Origin of the sequence: Streptomyces sp. NPDC000983 (assembly GCF_040299205.1) — a bacterium.
GTDB lineage: Bacteria > Actinomycetota > Actinomycetes > Streptomycetales > Streptomycetaceae > Streptomyces.
In genome coordinates this window covers 260,346-277,442 of record NZ_JBEPBM010000007.1, presented here as the reverse complement: position 1 = coordinate 277,442, position 17,097 = coordinate 260,346, and the positions used below count along the sequence as shown (strand labels likewise).

The 17,097-nt window shown below is 73.8% G+C and carries 17 protein-coding genes; 5 read left to right on the top strand and 12 right to left on the bottom strand.

All coding sequences use genetic code 11. The annotated features are described in order from the left end of the window. Positions 1–59: 59 nt before the first annotated feature. From ABT296_RS11135 to rimP, 8 genes are all read right to left on the bottom strand, one after another. Positions 60–3,527: a trypsin-like peptidase domain-containing protein gene (locus ABT296_RS11135; RefSeq protein ID WP_351925629.1), complete on the bottom strand. Its 3,468-nt coding sequence runs from the start codon at positions 3,525–3,527 to the stop codon at positions 60–62. Between the two features lie 472 nt (positions 3,528–3,999). Further along, the gene (gene truB / locus ABT296_RS11130; protein ID WP_351925627.1) at positions 4,000–4,905 is read right to left on the bottom strand and encodes a tRNA pseudouridine(55) synthase TruB; all 906 of its coding nucleotides are present in this window, start codon (positions 4,903–4,905) and stop codon (positions 4,000–4,002) included. Beyond that, positions 4,902–5,348, bottom strand: coding sequence for a 30S ribosome-binding factor RbfA (gene rbfA / locus ABT296_RS11125; protein WP_351925625.1), 447 nt, complete (start codon positions 5,346–5,348; stop codon positions 4,902–4,904). Before rbfA ends, truB begins: the two co-directional genes overlap by 4 nt. A 33-nt stretch (positions 5,349–5,381) precedes the next feature. Continuing rightward, on the bottom strand, positions 5,382–5,675 hold the full coding sequence (locus ABT296_RS11120; RefSeq protein ID WP_261719582.1) for a DUF503 domain-containing protein: 294 nt from the start codon (positions 5,673–5,675) through the stop codon (positions 5,382–5,384). 150 nt (positions 5,676–5,825) lie between these two features. Further along, positions 5,826–8,954, bottom strand: coding sequence for a translation initiation factor IF-2 (gene infB, locus ABT296_RS11115; protein ID WP_351925622.1), 3,129 nt, complete (start codon positions 8,952–8,954; stop codon positions 5,826–5,828). 146 nt (positions 8,955–9,100) lie between these two features. Then, a complete protein-coding gene (locus ABT296_RS11110) occupies positions 9,101–9,379 on the bottom strand; it encodes a YlxR family protein (RefSeq protein WP_351925620.1) in 279 nt (92 codons plus the stop codon). A 90-nt stretch (positions 9,380–9,469) separates the two neighbouring features. Beyond that, on the bottom strand, positions 9,470–10,456 hold the full coding sequence (nusA, locus tag ABT296_RS11105) for a transcription termination factor NusA (protein ID WP_351925618.1): 987 nt from the start codon (positions 10,454–10,456) through the stop codon (positions 9,470–9,472). Between the two features lie 2 nt (positions 10,457–10,458). Beyond that, on the bottom strand, positions 10,459–10,986 hold the full coding sequence (rimP, locus tag ABT296_RS11100; RefSeq protein ID WP_351925616.1) for a ribosome maturation factor RimP: 528 nt from the start codon (positions 10,984–10,986) through the stop codon (positions 10,459–10,461). 196 nt (positions 10,987–11,182) lie between these two features. Here rimP and ABT296_RS11095 point away from each other — a divergent pair, with 196 nt between their 5' ends. From ABT296_RS11095 to ABT296_RS11085, 3 genes are read left to right on the top strand one after another with little or no spacing between them, the layout of a single operon-like run. After that, a complete protein-coding gene (locus ABT296_RS11095; RefSeq protein ID WP_351925614.1) occupies positions 11,183–11,710 on the top strand; it encodes a hypothetical protein in 528 nt (175 codons plus the stop codon). After that, the gene (locus ABT296_RS11090) at positions 11,707–12,171 is read left to right on the top strand and encodes a ferritin-like domain-containing protein (protein ID WP_351925612.1); all 465 of its coding nucleotides are present in this window, start codon (positions 11,707–11,709) and stop codon (positions 12,169–12,171) included. Before ABT296_RS11095 ends, ABT296_RS11090 begins: the two co-directional genes overlap by 4 nt. 27 nt (positions 12,172–12,198) lie before the next feature. Beyond that, positions 12,199–13,101, top strand: coding sequence for an aminoglycoside phosphotransferase family protein (locus ABT296_RS11085; RefSeq protein ID WP_351925610.1), 903 nt, complete (start codon positions 12,199–12,201; stop codon positions 13,099–13,101). A 129-nt stretch (positions 13,102–13,230) separates the two neighbouring features. On the opposite strand, the gene ABT296_RS11080 is transcribed toward ABT296_RS11085, so the two are convergent. The 4 genes from ABT296_RS11080 to ABT296_RS11065 are packed head-to-tail and all read right to left on the bottom strand — an operon-like array spanning position 13,231 to position 15,843. Then, entirely contained in the window at positions 13,231–13,770 is a 540-nt protein-coding gene (locus ABT296_RS11080) for a hypothetical protein (RefSeq protein WP_351925608.1), read from the bottom strand. Positions 13,771–13,802: 32 nt separating this feature from the next. Continuing rightward, a complete protein-coding gene (locus ABT296_RS11075; RefSeq protein ID WP_351925606.1) occupies positions 13,803–14,456 on the bottom strand; it encodes a WhiB family transcriptional regulator in 654 nt (217 codons plus the stop codon). Next, positions 14,453–15,256, bottom strand: a complete 804-nt coding sequence (locus tag ABT296_RS11070) for a BN159_2729 family protein (RefSeq protein WP_351925604.1) — start codon at positions 15,254–15,256, stop codon at positions 14,453–14,455. The genes ABT296_RS11075 and ABT296_RS11070 overlap by 4 nt, the downstream gene beginning before the upstream one ends. Next, positions 15,253–15,843: an RNA polymerase sigma factor gene (locus ABT296_RS11065; protein WP_351925602.1), complete on the bottom strand. Its 591-nt coding sequence runs from the start codon at positions 15,841–15,843 to the stop codon at positions 15,253–15,255. Before ABT296_RS11065 ends, ABT296_RS11070 begins: the two co-directional genes overlap by 4 nt. A 447-nt stretch (positions 15,844–16,290) precedes the next feature. Here ABT296_RS11065 and ABT296_RS11060 point away from each other — a divergent pair, with 447 nt between their 5' ends. After that, positions 16,291–16,611, top strand: coding sequence for a helix-turn-helix domain-containing protein (locus tag ABT296_RS11060; RefSeq protein WP_351925600.1), 321 nt, complete (start codon positions 16,291–16,293; stop codon positions 16,609–16,611). A 189-nt stretch (positions 16,612–16,800) separates the two neighbouring features. Next, positions 16,801–17,046 (top strand): hypothetical protein, encoded by a 246-nt coding sequence (locus tag ABT296_RS11055; RefSeq protein WP_351925598.1) that lies wholly within the window; start codon positions 16,801–16,803, stop codon positions 17,044–17,046. Positions 17,047–17,097: the final 51 nt, after the last annotated feature.

The window sequence follows — 17,097 nt, the reverse complement described above, 5'->3', positions numbered from 1 at the left end:
GGTGCTCCCGCCCCGCATCGGCATGGGGGCTGTGACGGTTCGCACGTAACACGATCCGGTCACACGGGGACCGAGACGCCCGCCAGGTTCCCGATCGCGCGGCGGGTGCCGGGACCGACCACGACCGCCCAGTCCTGGGGCGCGTCGGCGAGCCAGCCCGCCACCCGGGCGGCGAAGCCCGGGACATGACGTCCCAGGTCGACGAGGCCGCGGTCGAAGACGGTCGCGCCGTACGGGGTGCGGGCCAGCAGGAGCCCGGTGCGGTGGACCAGCTCGCGCAGGCCCTCGCCGTCCTGCTGCGCGGCCGCGTGCAGGACCGCGTCCAGGACGGCGGGATCGCGCTCACGGGCCAGGAGGAACTCCAGGAGTTCATGGCGCAGGGGCCGCGAGCCGGGCGTGCCGGGGACCGCGAGGACACCGGCGAGCGCGGCCCGCACCTGCTCGGGCCCGCCGTCCAGCAGCCCTGTGACCAGCGGGAACAGTACGGCGCGGGCGACCGGTCCGTGTTCCAGGCGGCGATGGACGTACGCGGCGACGTCGCCGGCGGTCTCCGGCCGTCGCTCCACCGCCTCCTGGACGAGGGCGGCGACCCGGCGGGCCAGCGACGGGGTGGTCACATCGGCCAGAACCCGCAGCGCGGGCCCGGCTCCCGGCCGGCGCAGTCGTTCCCGGAAGGCGTCGAGGACCGGTTCGGGGTGGGTGGTCAGGGCGCCGGCCAGGGCGCTGGGCGGGAACTGCGGGTCTGCTGCGGCGAAGTGCCGCAGGGCGGGCGGGAGATGGCGGGCCCGGGTGTGCGGGTCGCGGACGAGGAGGGCGAGCGCGCCGCCGTGCAGGGTGGTGTCGGCGGGGTGGGCGAGGAGTGCGAGGGCGGCGTGGCGCAGGAGTGCGCGGTCGGCGTCGGTGCGGACCAGGGGCGCGACCCTCAGTCCGTAGGCCATGGCCGCGACCCGGCGTGCGGGCCGCTCGTCGTGCGCCCATCGGTCGACGGCCCGGCAGAGCGCGGAGGGCTCCTCCTCGGCGAGCACGGCGAGGAGTTCGTCGGCGCGGGCGTGCGCGGCCTCGACGAGGGTCTCGGTGAGGTCGTCCAGGGCACCGTGCCGGTGGGTGTGCAGCAGCGCCTGCGCGGCCCGTGCGACGGTGGCGTGCGGGGTCGCGGGCAGCGGGCGGTCGTCGTGGAACCAGTGGACGAGTTGGCGCTGTACGGCTCCGGCGCCGGCGTCGGCGGTGAGCAGCTCCGCCACGGCGTCGAGGTAGCGGGGTCCGGTCCGGGTGTCCGCCAGGACGAGCCGGTGGAGCAGGTCGAGGCGGGTGTCGTCCGGCACCGGGACCTCGGTCCAGAAGCCGGGGCCGAACTCGTCGGGTACGGGCCGCTGTTGGCGCCGCCAGGAGACGATCCGGTCGGCGAGCAGCCGCAGTACGTCGGTGTACGGGGTGGCGTCGGGCACTCTCAGCAGAGTGAGGGCGAGGAGGCGGGCGGCCCACCAGGAGCGCGGGTCGGCGTCCAGGGCGTCGGCCAACTCCTGGAGCCGCAGCGCCAGTCGGAGGGGTCCGCGGTGGCGGGCGAGGACGAGGAGGGCCTCCACGACGGGGCCGATGCGGTGATGCGGCACGGGGACCGGGTGGGGGTCGGTGGCGCGGTCGCGGTGGACCAGGGCGCGCAGAGCCTCGTCCAGGTCGAGGTGGGTGCCCTGGATCCAGTCGGCGAACTCCTCGTGGGCGAAGCGGTAGCCGTGCCCGGCGGGGACGAGGAGCCCCTCGGTGAGTACGGCGGAGGCCCAGCCGGTTCCTCCGCCGAGCGCGGCGGGCGCGGGGCCCCAGGGGAAGACGGCCTCGAAGGACTCCCGGTCCAGTCCGCCCTGTCCCGGGCCCAGGCTGCGGCGGGCGGCCTCGTGGACCTGGCCGGCGACCTTGGCGGCGAGCCGGCGCACCGCGGGCCCGCGCAGGCCGTTCTCGGCGGCGAGGCGCACGGCGACCCGCAGGCACATCAGGTCCAGGTGCGCCGCGAGGACGCCGTGCCGGTCGGTACGGGCGTCCGGGGCGTCGGGGAGGGCGGCGCGGACCTCGGACAGGAGCCGGAGGGTGAGGGGGTGGCGGGCGTCCCGGGCGGCGAGCACGTCCTCGGGGACGCCGTAGCGGGCGCGGGCCTCGTGGGCCTCGGGCGCGGTCAGCCCGGTGAGCCGCACACAGGCCGGCAGCCCCCGCGCGCCGTCGTCCGGCACGCCGTGGAGCACCTCCCCGGGGAATCCGGCCCCCGCCTCCTCCCAGTACTCCGCCCCGCAGGCCACCACCAGCTTCGCTCCCGTACGCCCGAGCCAGGCGGTCGTTCCGGCCGTCCACTCGGGGAGCCGGTGGGCCGAGAGCGGGGGCATCTCCTCGGGGCCGTCGAGGAGCAGCAGCAGCGGTCGGCCGACGGCTCGGGCGAGGTGTTCCGGCGCGATGTCGCCGAGGTCCGCCGGGGCGGCCGAGCGGGACGCGGCGACGATCCGGGCGGCGCGGGCCAGCGCCCGGCCGACGGCGTCCGCCACCGAGGTGTCGCCGTCCCGCAGATCGGCGCCGCGCAGCCAGAGTGCCGGAGCCGGGGCGGGACCCCGGTGCCGACGGGCCGCCAGCAGCGCCAGCTCGGTCGTACGGCCGCTTCCCGGGGCGCCGACGAGGGCCAGTACGGCGCTCCGGGGGCAGACCGTGAATGCCTCGAACTCCCTTGCAGTGGAGGCGCGTTGCACCGGTTCGGGGCCGGGCGCGAGGGGCGGGCCGTCCTGGCCGACCGTGGTCGCCGTCAGCTCCAGCACGGCCGCCGGGTTCAGGTCGGCGCCGTAGCAGGGGACCGTGGTCGCGTTCTCCTGGAGCACCTCGGCGAGGGGGCCGGACCCGGAGACGGCCGCGTTCCCGGAAGGGGCGCCGGATCCGGGCGGGGACCAACCGGATGGCGCACCGACCCCGGGCGGCCGCGAGCCGAAGGGCGCACCGACCCCGGGCGAGGACCAACCGACTGCCGCGCCGGGCGGCCGCAGCAGCACCGCGAACCCCCCGTCCCGGTGCTCGCCGCGGACCCCCGTGGCCAGTACGGCGATCACCGCGCCCGTCTCCGCGTCCAGCACCGGTCCCCCGGCGGCGCCGCCACCCGGCCGCAGGGCGTCGCGGCCTGCCGTGCCCATCGCCAGGTCAAGGGTGTCGCCGATCCGGCGGCCCTGGTCGGCGGCGCCGTACGCGGCCGGGGTGACGCCCAGCACGCGTGCCTCGCGCCAGCCGCCCGCCGGGAGCCTGACGTACCGGCCGGGCTCGACGGTGTCCCGTACGGTCACCGGGAGCGGGCGGGCACGCAGCCCCGTGGTGCGCACCAGCGCCAGACCGAGTTCGGGCAGGGGGGTCACCGCGTCCGCGGTCACCGGGCGCTCGTCGCCGACGGCGGTCCGCAGGACCAGGCGGGAGCGGCCGTCCACCACCTCATGGCTGGTGATCACCGTGCCGTGGTGGTCGGCCACGAAGCCGAGGCCGCGCGGTCGGCCCGCGGGATCGTCGATCCGCACCAGGGCGTCATCGGGAGCGAGTGCCCGCTTTTCCTTGCCCTCGGAAGCGAGTCCCCACTCGCCCGTGCCCTCGGGAGCGAGTCCCCACTCGCCCGTTCCCTCGGAAGCGAGCCCCCGCCCGCCCCTGCCGCCGGAAGCGGGCCCACGCGGGGCGGCCCCGCTCGCACCCGTGTCGGCGCCCGCGTACCCCCGCGCACCGGAAGCCCCGTGACCTTCCCGGGCCGCCATGGTCGAACCTCCCCGCCGTACCTCCGTAGCCGTCCTCGACGGTAGGCGCGGGATGATCAGCGGGACAGATCGCGTGGTGAACGCGCCCCCTTCCGCTCCCTCGGTTCACTCCGAGCGCCCGCCCGCAAGGGTGAACAAGCGGGGTCGGCTGGATACACCCTAGGGGTGGGGGAACCGAGGGGGGACCGTGGAGCGGCGGGCAGCGAACGACCCCGTGCGCGCCGCTCCACGGGCGGATCCGGCCTCAGCCGAAGACGGCCAGGCTCTTGGCCTTGCCCTTGTGCTCCTCGACGAGGGCGAGGAAGCGGCCCTCGGGGTCGAAGACGGCCACCGCCCCGCGGCCGGCGTACTCCTGGGGCATCTCCAGGCGGACACCGTTGAGGAGCAGCTTCGTCCGTCTGTCGTCGACCTCCCAGCGGGGGAACGCGGCCGTGGCGGCCTCGGCGACCGGCATGACGGTCAGCTCCTCCTGGAGCTGCTCCAGGGTCTTGGCCGCGTCCAGCTTGTACGGGCCGACCCGGGTGCGGCGCAGCGCCGTGAGGTGGCCGCCCACGCCCAGGCCGGCACCGAGGTCGCGGGCGAGCGCCCGGATGTAGGTGCCGGAGGAGCAGACGACGGAGACCACCAGGTCCAGGACGGGGGTGCCGTCCTCGGCGACGGCGTCCCGGACGTCGTACACCGTGAAGGAGGAGACGGTGACCGGGCGGGCGGGGATCTCGAACTCCTCGCCGTCCCGGGCGCGCTTGTAGGAGCGCACGCCGTTGATCTTGATGGCGCTCACCTTGGACGGCACCTGCATGATGTCGCCGGTCAGCCGGGCGATCCCGGCGTCGACGGCGGCCCGGGTGACCTTCGAGGCGTCGGCCGACCCCGTGATCTCGCCCTCGGCGTCGTCGGTCAGGGTCGTCTGGCCGAGCCGGACGGTGCCCAGGTACTCCTTCTCGGTCAGCGCGAGGTGACCGAGGAGCTTGGTGGCCTTCTCGACACCGAGGACGAGCACGCCCGTCGCCATGGGGTCGAGGGTGCCGGCGTGGCCGACGCGTCGGGTCCTGGCGATCCCGCGCATCTTGGCGACCACGTCGTGCGAAGTGAAGCCCGACGGCTTGTCGACGATGACAAGTCCGTCGGGCGTGGTCTGCTTCTGCGTCATTCGGCGGCGTCGTCCTCGTCGTCACCGGGCTTGCGGTACGGGTCCGCCTCACCGGCGTAGGCGGCGCCGGCCGAGACCTCGCGCACCTTGGCGTCGGACTGGCGGGCCTTGTCGAGGAGGTCCTCGATGGTGCGGGCGGTGTCGGGCAGCGCGTCGGCCACGAAGGTCAGCGTGGGGGTGAACTTCACGCCCGCCGCCGCGCCGACCGCGGAACGGAGCACGCCCTTGGCGCTCTCCAGTCCGGCCGCCGCCGCGGCCCGCTCCTCGTCGTCTCCGTACACGGTGTAGAAGACGGTCGCCTCCCGCAGGTCACCCGTGACCCGGGTGTCGGTGATGGTGACGTGCGAGCCGAGCCGCGGGTCCTTGATCCCGCGCTGCAGCTTCTGGGCCACCACCTCCCGGATGAGGTCCGCCAGCCTTTTCGCCCGAGCGTTGTCGGCCACTGGTCCGTCTCCTTAAAGTGCTGATCTCTTGCTTCAGTCTTCGTCGCTGTGGAGCCTGCGTCGAACCGAGAGCAGTTCCACCTCGGGGCGCCCGGCGACCAGCCGCTCGCAGCGGTCCAGTACGTCGGTGAGGTGTCCCGTGTCCCCGGAGACCACCGCGAGCCCGATCTCGGCCCTGCGGTGGAGGTTCTGATGTCCCGTCTCCGCCGCGCTCACCGCGTACTTCCGCTGGAGTTCGGCCACGATCGGTCGGACGAGGGAGCGTTTTTCCTTCAGCGAGTGGACGTCGCCGAGGAGCAGGTCGAAGGACAGCGTCCCCACATACATGTGTGTGCCCGGATGTCCCGCCGGTTCGGGGTACGGGTGCCTCACTCGGGCACCGATACGGGAACCGTACACGCAACGGCCGGGGCCGATCGACGGAAATTCCCTGAGGGAATAGCCCCGCCGACCGGCCCCGATCGCTTGCTACGACGGTCAGGCGCGCGGCTTCTCGCGCATCTCGTACGTCGCGATGACGTCGTCGACCTTGATGTCGTTGAAGTTGCCGAGGTTGATACCGCCCTCGTAGCCTTCGCGGATCTCGGTGACGTCGTCCTTGAAGCGACGCAGGCCCTCGATGTTGAGGCTCTCCGCGACCACCTTGCCGTCGCGGATGAGGCGCGCCTTGGTGTTGCGCTTGACCTCGCCGGAGCGGATGAGCACACCGGCGATGTTGCCCAGCTTGGACGACTTGAAGACCTCGCGGATCTCCGCCGTGCCGAGCTCGACCTCTTCGTACTCCGGCTTGAGCATGCCCTTGAGGGCCGCCTCGATCTCCTCGATCGCCTGGTAGATGACCGAGTAGTACCGGACGTCCACACCCTCGCGCTCGGCCATCTGCGCCGCGCGGCCGGCCGCGCGGACGTTGAAGCCGATCACGATGGCGTCGGAGCCCATCGCCAGGTCGATGTCGGACTCCGTGACCGCACCGACACCGCGGTGCAGGACGCGGATGTCGACCTCTTCGCCGACGTCCAGCTGGAGCAGGGACGACTCGAGCGCCTCGACGGAACCGGAAGCGTCACCCTTGATGATCAGGTTCAGCTGCTGGACCTCGCCGGCCTTGAGCACCTTGTCCAGGTCCTCCAGCGACACGCGGCGCGTGCGCTTGGCGAACGCGGCGTTGCGCTCACGGGCGGCGCGCTTCTCGGCGATCTGACGGGCCGTACGGTCCTCGTCGACCACCAGGAAGTTGTCGCCCGCACCCGGGACGTTGGTCAGGCCCAGGACCTGGACCGGCGTCGAGGGACCGGCCTCGGCGACGTTGTTGCCGTTGTCGTCGAGCATGGCGCGCACCCGGCCGTAGGCGTCGCCCACGACCATCGTGTCGCCGACCCGCAGCGTGCCTCGCTGGACGAGGACCGTCGCCACGGCACCGCGGCCGCGGTCGAGACGGGACTCGATCGAGATGCCCTGCGCGTCCTGGTTCGGGTTGGCCCGAAGGTCGAGCGAGGCGTCGGCCGTGAGGACCACGGCCTCCAGCAGCGAGTCGATGTGCAGACCCTGCTTGGCGGAGATGTCGACGAACATGGTGTCGCCGCCGTACTCCTCGGCCACCAGGCCGTACTCGGTCAGCTGACCGCGCACCTTGGTCGGGTCCGCGCCCTCGACGTCGATCTTGTTGACCGCGACGACGATCGGGACGTCGGCCGCCTTGGCGTGGTTGAGCGCCTCGACCGTCTGCGGCATGACGCCGTCGTTGGCCGCGACGACCAGGATCGCGATGTCCGTCGACCGGGCACCACGGGCACGCATGGCGGTGAACGCCTCGTGACCCGGGGTGTCGATGAAGGTGATCGCGCGGTCCTCGTCGTTGACCAGGGTCGAGACCTGGTAGGCACCGATGTGCTGGGTGATGCCGCCGGCCTCGCCCGCGATGACGTTCGTCTTGCGGATGGCGTCGAGCAGTCGGGTCTTACCGTGGTCGACGTGACCCATGACGGTCACGACCGGCGGACGCACGACCAGGTCGTCCTCGTCGCCCTCGTCCTCGCCGAACTCGATGTCGAAGGACTCGAGCAGCTCGCGGTCCTCCTCCTCCGGGCTGACGATCTGAACCGTGTAGTTCATCTCGCCCGCGAGGAGCTGGAGGGTCTCGTCGGAGACGGACTGGGTCGCGGTGACCATCTCGCCGAGGTTCATCATGACCGCGACGAGCGACGCCGGGTTGGCGTTGATCTTCTCCGCGAAGTCGGTGAGGGACGCACCGCGCGACAGGCGAATGGACTCGCCGTTGCCGCGAGGCAGCATCACGCCGCCGACCGACGGGGCCTGCATGGCCTCGTACTCCTGGCGCCTCTGCCGCTTCGACTTGCGGCCACGACGCGCGGGACCGCCGGGACGGCCGAAGGCGCCCTGCGTGCCACCGCGGCCACCCGGACCACCGGGACGACCGCCGAAGCCGGGACGGCCACCGCCGCCACCGAAGCCGCCGCCACCGCCGCCGGGGCCACCGCCACCGGGACGACCGGCGAAGCCGCCGCCGCCACCGGGACGGGCACCGCCGCCACCGCCGCCGGGACGGCCGGCGAAGCCGCCGCCACCGGGACGACCGGCACCGGCACCGCCGCCGGGACGACCCGCGCCGCCCGGACCGCGGCCGCCGGGGCCACCGCCGGGACGCGGGCCGGCAGCGGGACGCTGCGGCATCATGCCGGGGTTGGGACGCGGGCCACCGGGACCGCCGCCGGGACGCGGGCCGCCCTGCGGACGGGGCATCCCGCCCGGGGTCGGACGCGCGCCGCCCGGAGCCTGCGGACGGGGACCGCCCGCCGCGCCCTGGGGACGGGGACCGCCCTGGCCCTGCGGACGCGGAGCGCCGCCGGGAGCACCGGGGCCGCCGGGACGCGGGGCGCCGCCGGGACGGGGCGCCTGCGGGCGCGCCATGCCGGTGGAGCCACCGGAGGTGAAGGGGTTGTTGCCCGGACGGGGACCGGCCGGACGGGCACCGGGACGCGGGGCCTGGCCACCCGGACGCGGAGCGCCCGGACGGTCGCCACGGTCACCGCGGCCCTGACCACCCTGGCCGGGACCGCCCGCGGGACGCGGGGCACCCGGACGCGGGGCCTGACCGCCGGGACGCGAGGCGCCCGGACGGGTACCGGAGCCCTGGCCCTGACCCTGGCCCTGAGCGGCGGCCGGGGCGGCGGGAGCCGCCGGCGGTGCCGTGAACTCGGGCGTGGTCGGAGCCGGGGACGCCGGGGCGGGCCGCGGCGCGGGCTTCGGGCCCGGGGTGGGACGGGGGCCGGGAGCGGCCGGCGCGGCGGGAGCCGCGGGCTTCTCGGCGGCGGCCGGCTTGGGGGCCGGCGGGCGCGGGGCGGCCGGACGGGCAGCCTGCGCCGGAGAGGGGGCTGCCGGCTTCGCCGGGGCAGCCTTACGGGCGGAGGCGGGCTTGCCGCCACCGCTTCCCTGCTGGAGGGCGTCCGTCAGCTTACGGACGACGGGCGCTTCGATGGTCGAAGACGCCGAACGGACGAATTCACCGAGTTCTTGGAGCTTGGCCATGACGACCTTGCTCTCAACCCCGAACTCCTTGGCGAGTTCGTATACCCGGACCTTAGCCACTTCGCTCCTTTTAGGTCCGGGTTGCGGCCGGACCGTCGCTACTTCATGGGCGTACTCATCGCGTACTCATCGAGTGCTCATCGCAATCTCGACCTACTTCCAACTCGCGAGGTACCAGGGCCGCACGGGGATCCGCGCGACGCTTCTTACGGTGTTGCCTGCTCGACGTAGAGGCGCAACGCCTCGGTGCCGAGCGGACCCGGGGCACGCAACGCCCTGGGGAACGCCCGACGACGTACCGCCTGATCGAGACAGACCAGGGCGGGGTGCACATAAGCACCCCGGCCGGGCAGCGTACCGCGATGATCGGGAACGCACTCGTCCTCGATCGCCACGATGCGCAGCAAGTCCTTCTTGGCCGCTCGCTCCCGGCACCCCACGCAGGTGCGCTCGGGGCATGCTGGGGCTTGCGTCCGGCCAGACACTCTTAAGTCTACCTCCCCGCACCGACCTCACCCCTTTGGGGCAAGAATCGAACGGTTGTTGTCGTGATCTAAGCCACCGGTGCGGTGGATCTATTCCCCGGACGGCTCGGTGTCGGGACGGATGTCGATGCGCCAGCCGGTCAGCCGGGCCGCCAGCCGGGCGTTCTGCCCTTCCTTGCCGATCGCCAGCGACAGCTGGTAGTCGGGCACCGTGACCCGTGCGGACCGGGCCGCCATGTCCACGACCTCCACCTTGGAGACGCGGGCCGGCGACAGCGCGTTCGCGACCATCTCGGCCGGGTCGTCCGACCAGTCGACGATGTCGATCTTCTCTCCGTTCAGCTCGCCCATCACGTTGCGCACCCGGCCGCCCATGGGGCCGATGCAGGCGCCCTTGGCGTTCAGACCCGAACGGGTGGACCGGACGGCGATCTTCGTACGGTGACCGGCCTCACGCGCGATGGCGGCGATCTCGACGGAACCGTCGGCGATCTCCGGCACCTCCAGGGCGAAGAGCTTCTTCACCAGGTTCGGGTGGGTGCGCGAGAGGGTGACGGACGGACCGCGGACGCCCTTGGCCACGCGCACGACGTACGAGCGCAGCCGCAGGCCGTGCGGGTAGGTCTCGCCGGGCACCTGCTCCTGCACCGGCAGGATGGCCTCCAGCTTGCCGATGTCCACGAGCACGTTCTTCGGGTCGCGGCCCTGCTGGACCACGCCGGTGACGATGTCGCCCTCACGTCCGGCGTACTCGCCGAGCGTGGCGTCGTCCTCGGCGTCGCGCAGCCGCTGCAGGATGACCTGCTTGGCGGTGGTGGCGGCGATACGGCCGAAGCCGGACGGGGTGTCGTCGAAGGCGCGGGGCTCCTGCCCCTCCTCCAGGTCCTCGGGGTCCTCCTTCGCCCACACGGTCACATGTCCGGTCTCCCGGTTGAGCTCCACGCGCGCGTGACGGCGGCTTCCCTCGGTGCGGTGGTAGGCGATGAGGAGGGCCGACTCGATCGCCTCGACCAGCAGGTCGAAGGAGATCTCCTTCTCCCGCACCAAGCCCCGCAGGGCGCTCATGTCGATGTCCACGGCTACGCCTCCTCTTCTTCCTTGAGATCCTTGAGATCCTGCTCGTCCTGCTTGTCCTTGCGGTTGAACTCGACCTGGACGCGGGCCCTGTCGATGTCGGCGAAGCCGAGCCGGCGCGAGGTCGCCTTTCGGCCCTTCACACCGGGGACCTCGAGCTCGACGCCCTCGTCGTCGACGGTCAGGATCCTGGCGACCAGGTCCCCGCCCTCGGCGAGCTGGAACCTCACCAGGCGGTCGACGGCGCGCACGTAGTGCCGCCGCTCCTTGAGCTCGCGCTCCGCACCGGGGGTACCCACCTCAAGGTCGTACGCGCCCTCGCCCATCGCGTCGGTCTCGTCGAGCTTCGCCGAGAGCGCGCGGCTCACATCGGCGATCCGGTCCAGGTCGGCACCGGTGTCGGAGTCGACCACGACGCGCAGCACCCGCTTGCGTCCTACGGAGTCCACGGCGATCTCTTCGAGATCCAGGCCCTGGGAGCTGACGAGCGGTTCCAGAAGTTCTCGAAGCCTCTCGCTCTGGGTCGTGCTCATCCGGGTGACTCCTCGGCCGCGTGTGCTGTTGTGGGATGGGTCGCGTGTCTGGTCAAAGGGTATCCGGTCCCAAGGTGTGTTGCCGTCCATCGGGTAGTGGGCGGGTGCCGGTGAGTGGCCGTCGGCGGGTCCACGGGTACCGTGATCACGGGCGTGCCGCCCTCCCCCTGCCGTACGAGCACCGAGGACGACTGCCGTGCCGTTTCCCCCGCCGTCGCGCGAGCCCTCGGGGCCGCGCAGAAGGAGCCTGCTCCTCGCGGCCGCAGGCGCCGCCCTGCTGACGGGCTGTTCCCCGGGTCCGGACGTGGACGGCACCGGGGGCGGCAGCCCGTCGGCCGCCGACCGCGCACGCGCGCGTGCGGCCCGGGACAGCGCGGAACTCGCGGAACGCTACGCCGCGGTGGCCGCCGCCCATCCCGCGCTGACGGAGCGGCTGGCCCCGCTGCGCGCGGAGGTGGTCCGGCACGCGGAGGCCTTCGGCGGTACGGCGGCGAGGTCCGCCCAGCCCTCCCCGTCCGCATCCGCCTCCGCCGCTACGGCTCCCGCAGCGGTGCCGGCCGACGGGAAGGACGCGCTGGCGATGCTCGCGACGGCCGAACAGGAGCTGGCGGACCGCAGGAGCGAGGCGCTGCTGCGGGTCCCCGGTGAACTGGCCCGGCTGCTCGCCTCGGTGGCGGCCGCCGGAGCCGCCCATGTCCATCTGCTGACGGAGGCCGACTCGTGAGCAAGGCCAAGGCCGGAGAACTGACCGCCCTGCAGGCGGCGCTGGCCGCCGAGCACGCGGCGGTGTACGGGTACGGCGTCGTCGGCGGCGCGATCCGCGAGGGCCGGCGCGACGAGGCCCGGGGCGGCTACGACGCCCATCGGGAGCGGCGGGACGACCTGGTGCGGGAGGTGCTGGAGCTGGGCGGGGAGCCGGTGGCCGCCGAGGCCGGGTACGCGCTGCCGTTCCCGGTGCCGGACTCGCCCGCGGCGGCCCGGCTGGCCGCCGCGGTGGAGGACGGCGTGGCCGGGGTCTACTCGGACCTGGTGCGCGCCACGACGGGCGAGCGGCGGCGCGCGGCTGCCGCGGCGCTGAGCGAGGCGGCGGTGCGGGCGGTGCGCTGGCGCGGCGAGAGCGTAGCCTTCCCTGGGCTCGCCGAGCGGGCGGCCACCGGGTCGGCATCGGCGACGCCCACGGCGTGACGCGTACTGGAAAGGAAACTCTCGCGTATGGCTTTCGAACCGCCGCCGCGTCTGGTCAGGGCGCTCGGTGAGACGGCACCGGACGCCGGGGGCTGGCTGGAGAAGCTGCCCGAGACGGCTCAGCGGGCCGTGGCGCTACGCGAGTTGACCGTGGAGCGGGTGCAGGTGCCGGGCGGGCGCAGCAGCCTGGTCGTCCTGGTCCGGCGGGCCGACGGGACGCCGGCCGTGCTGAAGCTGGCGCCCGAGCGGGCCCGCCCCGAGAGCGAGCGGGCCGCGCTGGCGCACTGGGACGGGCTGGGCGCCGTACAGCTGCGGGAGACGGGGGCCGACGAGGCCGGGGTTCTGCTGCTGGAGCGGCTGCATCCCGATGTGTCGGTGCGGTCGTTGCCGGAGGCCAAGGCGCTGCTGGAGGCGGCCGGGACGCTGCGGCGGCTGTGGGTGGAGCCGCCGGCGGACCAGGTGTTCGAGACGGTGGCCGAGCGGACCGGACGGCAGGCCGAGGCGATGCGGGCGACCGGGTCCGCGGACGCGGCGGTGACGGCGCTGGTCGACGCGGCGCTCGCCGCGCGGACGGAGCTGCTGGCCGCGCCGCCCGAGCACCGGCTGCTGCACGGCACGTTCCGGCAGAGCAAGGTGCTCGCCGGGGAGCGGGCGCCCTGGCTGGCGGTGGGGCCGGACCCGGTGGTCGGCGAGTGCGCGTTCGATCTGGCGCGGCTGGTGCGCGACCGGGTGGAGGACCTGATCGCCTCCCCGTCGGGGGCGGCCACGACGCGGCGCCGGGTGAAGCGGCTCGCGGATTCGCTGGAGGTCGACGCCGAACGGCTGCGGGGCTGGACGCTGTTCCGCGCGGTGGAGTCGGGTGTGCGCGCGCTGCGGGTGGGTCGGCCGCAGGACGCGGAGCTGCTGCTGGAGTTCGCCGGCTGGCTGTAGGGCCGTACGGAGGTGACCACGCCCCCCTGCTGGGAGCTCGCAGGGGGGCGTGGTGGGTCCGGCCGGCTTGCCTCCCGAGCCTGCCGACCGGGGTCTCGCGGGGCGGGGTCGCCCGGTGCGCGTACGGGTTCAGGGGTCGTCCCGGCGCGGGGGCCGGGTCGGTGCCCATCGCTCGGCCGGCGCCGTGAACAGCAGTTGCTCCATCGCCAGCAGACGGGTGTGCCTGCGGAGGTGGGCGGCCTGGTCGGGGGCCTGGGGTCCGTCGACGAGAAGGGCCGTGCTCCGGCCGTAGGGGATGTGGGGGAACAGGGCGAGGTCGGCAGGGTGCAGCCGCCAGGTCAGCTGCCGTCCGCCCGCCTCGATGGACAGCCGGTGGCCGCCCTCGGGTCCGGTCGCGGGGCCGGGGGTGAGCACGGCGCTCGCCGGGTGCAGCGCGGCCAGCCAGGCCAGCAGGTGGGCGCGTTCGAGGCGGACGCCGGACAGCTCCCGTTCGTAGGAGTCGGCGTGGCCCTGCCAGCGGTCGCGTTCGCGCCGGACGTCGTCCAGGTCCCGGACGAGGCGGCCGCGCGGGCGGCCCCGCCGTCTGAAGGGCCGCAGCAGGAGCGCGGCCGTACGGCCCAGGAGGCCCGGCGTCCCGGTGGGCGGCGCGTCGGAGGGGGTCGGGGACATGTGGTTCTCCGGTGGCGGTGGGCGAACGGCGTTCAGTGCGGGGCGCGTTGTCCGGCGGGGCCGTCCCGGGAGCGGGCGGCGTCGGCCCGCTCCCTGGTGGATCCGGTACGGCGGTAGCGGCCGGCGTCACGGGCGTTGGCGGCCCGGCAGGCGTCGTCGACGGGCTCGCCCCGGCGCAGGTGCCGCTGGTAGGCGGCGCGGGTTCCGCAGGGCGCGGGCTGTGCGGGGACGGTCGCGGGCCGGTCGCCGCCCGGGGGCGGGGCTGGCCGGCGTGCGGCCACCGGCCGGACGTCGGGTGCCGGTTCCGTGTCCCGTGCCGGTGCGGCGTCCTGTGCCGGTCGGCGGTCCGGCGTCCGCTGCCGGGGCGGCGCCTGCCGTCGGTCCTGGGCCTGCTGACGGCCGGCCAGGCGGTCCAGGGCGTGGCGCTGGGCGCCGGTCAGTCCGGCGACGACGCCCTGGCGGCGGCAGCGGGGCAGGCCCCGTTCCCGTTGCAGCACGGCGGCCCGGCAGGCGTCGAGCACGGGGCAGGACGCGCAGATCGCCACGGCCGCCGACGACGACCTGCGGGAGAACCAGAGTTCCGCGTCGCGCTGGCCGCAGGCCGCGCTCGATTCCCAGGCCCGCGATCCCCCGTCCGCCGGCGCGACGGCTCGGGTGGCGGGGCGGCCCGGTGCGTCGAGGCTCATCCGACCGGTCCGGCCGGGGTGCGCAGCGCGGAGTCCTCGGCCGGGTCCGCCGGCGCGGTGGGCATCGGTACGACGGCGGCCTCGGCGGCGGGCATCACGGTGCGCACCGGCGCCAGCGGCCCGAGGTGGGCCACCACATTGGCCAGGGAGCACCGCTCGGGGCGGCTGTCCAGGGACATCAGCGGCATGCCGTCGTGCCGCCGCCAGCCCTGGAAGTACCAGACGTCGCCGTGCGCGTCGCGCTGCGGGAGCGTCAGGTCGTACATCACCCGGCCGAGCCGGTAGCGGCGTTCCCCGGCCCCGCTGTCCCGCTTCGGCGGTGCTGCGGCGCCGTGGGCGACCACCGTCACCCGTACTCCCTCGCGCTCCCCCTCGCCGACCACCAGGTGGGGGCGGGTGCTCTCGCCGATCGTGGTGATGCCGAAGTAGACGCGCCAGCGGGCCCAGGGGGCGGGGCCGTCCACCCGGAGCACGACCCGGACCCGGTCGCCGTCGACCCGGACGTCGGAGGGACCCGCGTGGCCGGCCAGATGGCTCTCGATGGCGTCCGCCACGGTCCGCGCCCGCGCGCAGGAGGCGTCCCAGGCCAGGGCCCTGCGCTCCAGGTCGGTGAGGGCCCGCGGCCCGCGGGACCAACCGCCGTCCGCGGTGCGGCGCAGCACCGCGGCTAACGAGCGCTGGGGGTCGACCAGCAGGTGCGCGGAGTCCAGCGCGGAGGCGACGGCCGCCGCCTGTTCGGGCCGTACGGCGTCGAGGACCGCGCTGATCACTCCGACCGCGCGGGGAAGGTTGCTGTTCACGCCGACACCGCCCCGGCGGGCCGGCGCAGCTTCTGCAGCGCCCGGTAGGTGAGGGTCTTGACCGCGCCGACGCTGCGGCCCATCGCCAGGGCCGTCTCCTGCGGGGTCAGTTCGTTCAGGAAGCGCAGTTCGACGCAGTGCCGTTCCCGGGCGTTGAGGGCGTGCAGGGCGGTCTGGACCGTCTCGTGGGCCTCGATCGCCTCCAGTTCGCGCGGGGCGCGCGGCTCCGTGGCGCGAGCCGCGTCCCTGAGATCGTCGAACTGGGCGACCGGGGTCTCCAACCGGACCCGGCCGCGGCCGAGTTCGTCGAGCCAGAGGTTCTTGGCGATGGTCTTCAGCCAGGCGGTGAAGGCGGTGCCCTGCCAGGTGAAGTCCTCGATGCGGCGCAGGGCGCGGATGAACGCCTCCTGGGTCAGGTCCTCCGCGAGGTGCCTGTTGCGGGTGCGTACCAGCAGGAAGGTGTACACGGCGCGGTAGTGCTCGTAGTAGAGCGCGGCGAACGCCTCCCGGTCGCCGGTGCGGGCCCGGGCTACCAGCTCCGGTTCGGGGCCGGCCTGGGCGGTGGTGACGTGGTCCGGTTGGGACACGATCGGTTCTCCTGTTCGGCATGGGTGGCGGGGACGGCGTGGAGGGGCGACTTCACGCCAGATCTTCAATATTCATGTAGATGTAGATTCATGAGGTGGCAGAAGCCGGCAGCCCGCACGCCATCGGGGGCCGCGATCCACATCCGAAGTTATCTACAGTCTTCACGTAGATGTATATCGTGTCAAGATGCGTGCACAGAGTGAAAGTTGAGGAGATCCAGAGGAGGATGGGGCGCGCGGAGGCACTTCCTCCGCCGGGGAGCCCTCCGCACACCAAAACCGCCCAGAACCGATCTGCGATCTACTTGCACTTGTAGATATCAATGGTCGATCCTCTGAGGCGTGACGAACGAGCAGAGCCGCCCAGGGGACGCAGAGCCCGGCCAGGACCCCCCACCGCACCGAGGCGAGGATCTGGCCGCTCTCCTCGAACGTCTCCTCGCAGAAGTGAGCGACAAGACCCAGAAGGACCTGGCGTCCGAGGCCGGTATCTCCTACCCGACCCTCAACGCCTGGATGAACCGCACCCGCGGCACCTCGCGCATCGACCCGGAGAAACTGCGGGCCATGGTCGAGGTGTTCCGGCGCTGGGGCGCGCAGACGACGCCGAGGGAGTTCTTCGAGGCGGTCGGCCGTCCCATACCCGGCCCCAGCGGGGACGAACGCGAGGCCCGGCTGCTGAAGCTGTACCGGCAACTGCCGGAGTCACGCCAGCGCGCATTGCTGAAGGATGCCGAGGCAATGCTTCAGGTCAGTCGCATCGTCTGAGATAAGCGCCGTCCGACCGCCCTGGGGGTCCGCAGCACCGCACGCCGTAGCTTGTGACGCAGGGGGCCTGTGTGACTACGGAAAATGACGAAACTGCTCCCGAACCCCACAGTCATCGGTAACATCAGGCTGCCGCTGACCTCCCGGAGCGGACCGCTCATGCCGTAGAGCATCCCTGGGGAGACAGCTGTGTGCGTCCACATCGCCGTGACCGAAGGCCTCACGAGCATCGCGCTCTGGGACCCCGACGAAGTCAGCATCCGGGTTGCCCGAGACGCGTCGGCGGGGGAGGTCCTGAGAGAAGTGGCCGACATCCTGATGATCGACCTGGGAGCTCCCGCCTCCCGGGGCGGTCCGTTGCGCTGCTTCTGCGGAATGCGGGTGGACCTGCCCCGTGAACTGCTGCCCTGCGTCCACGGGGCCGAAGCCGGCTGATCCGCGGCCGGCACGGTGAGAACCCTGAGCGCGCTCGGCCCCCTGACGGGG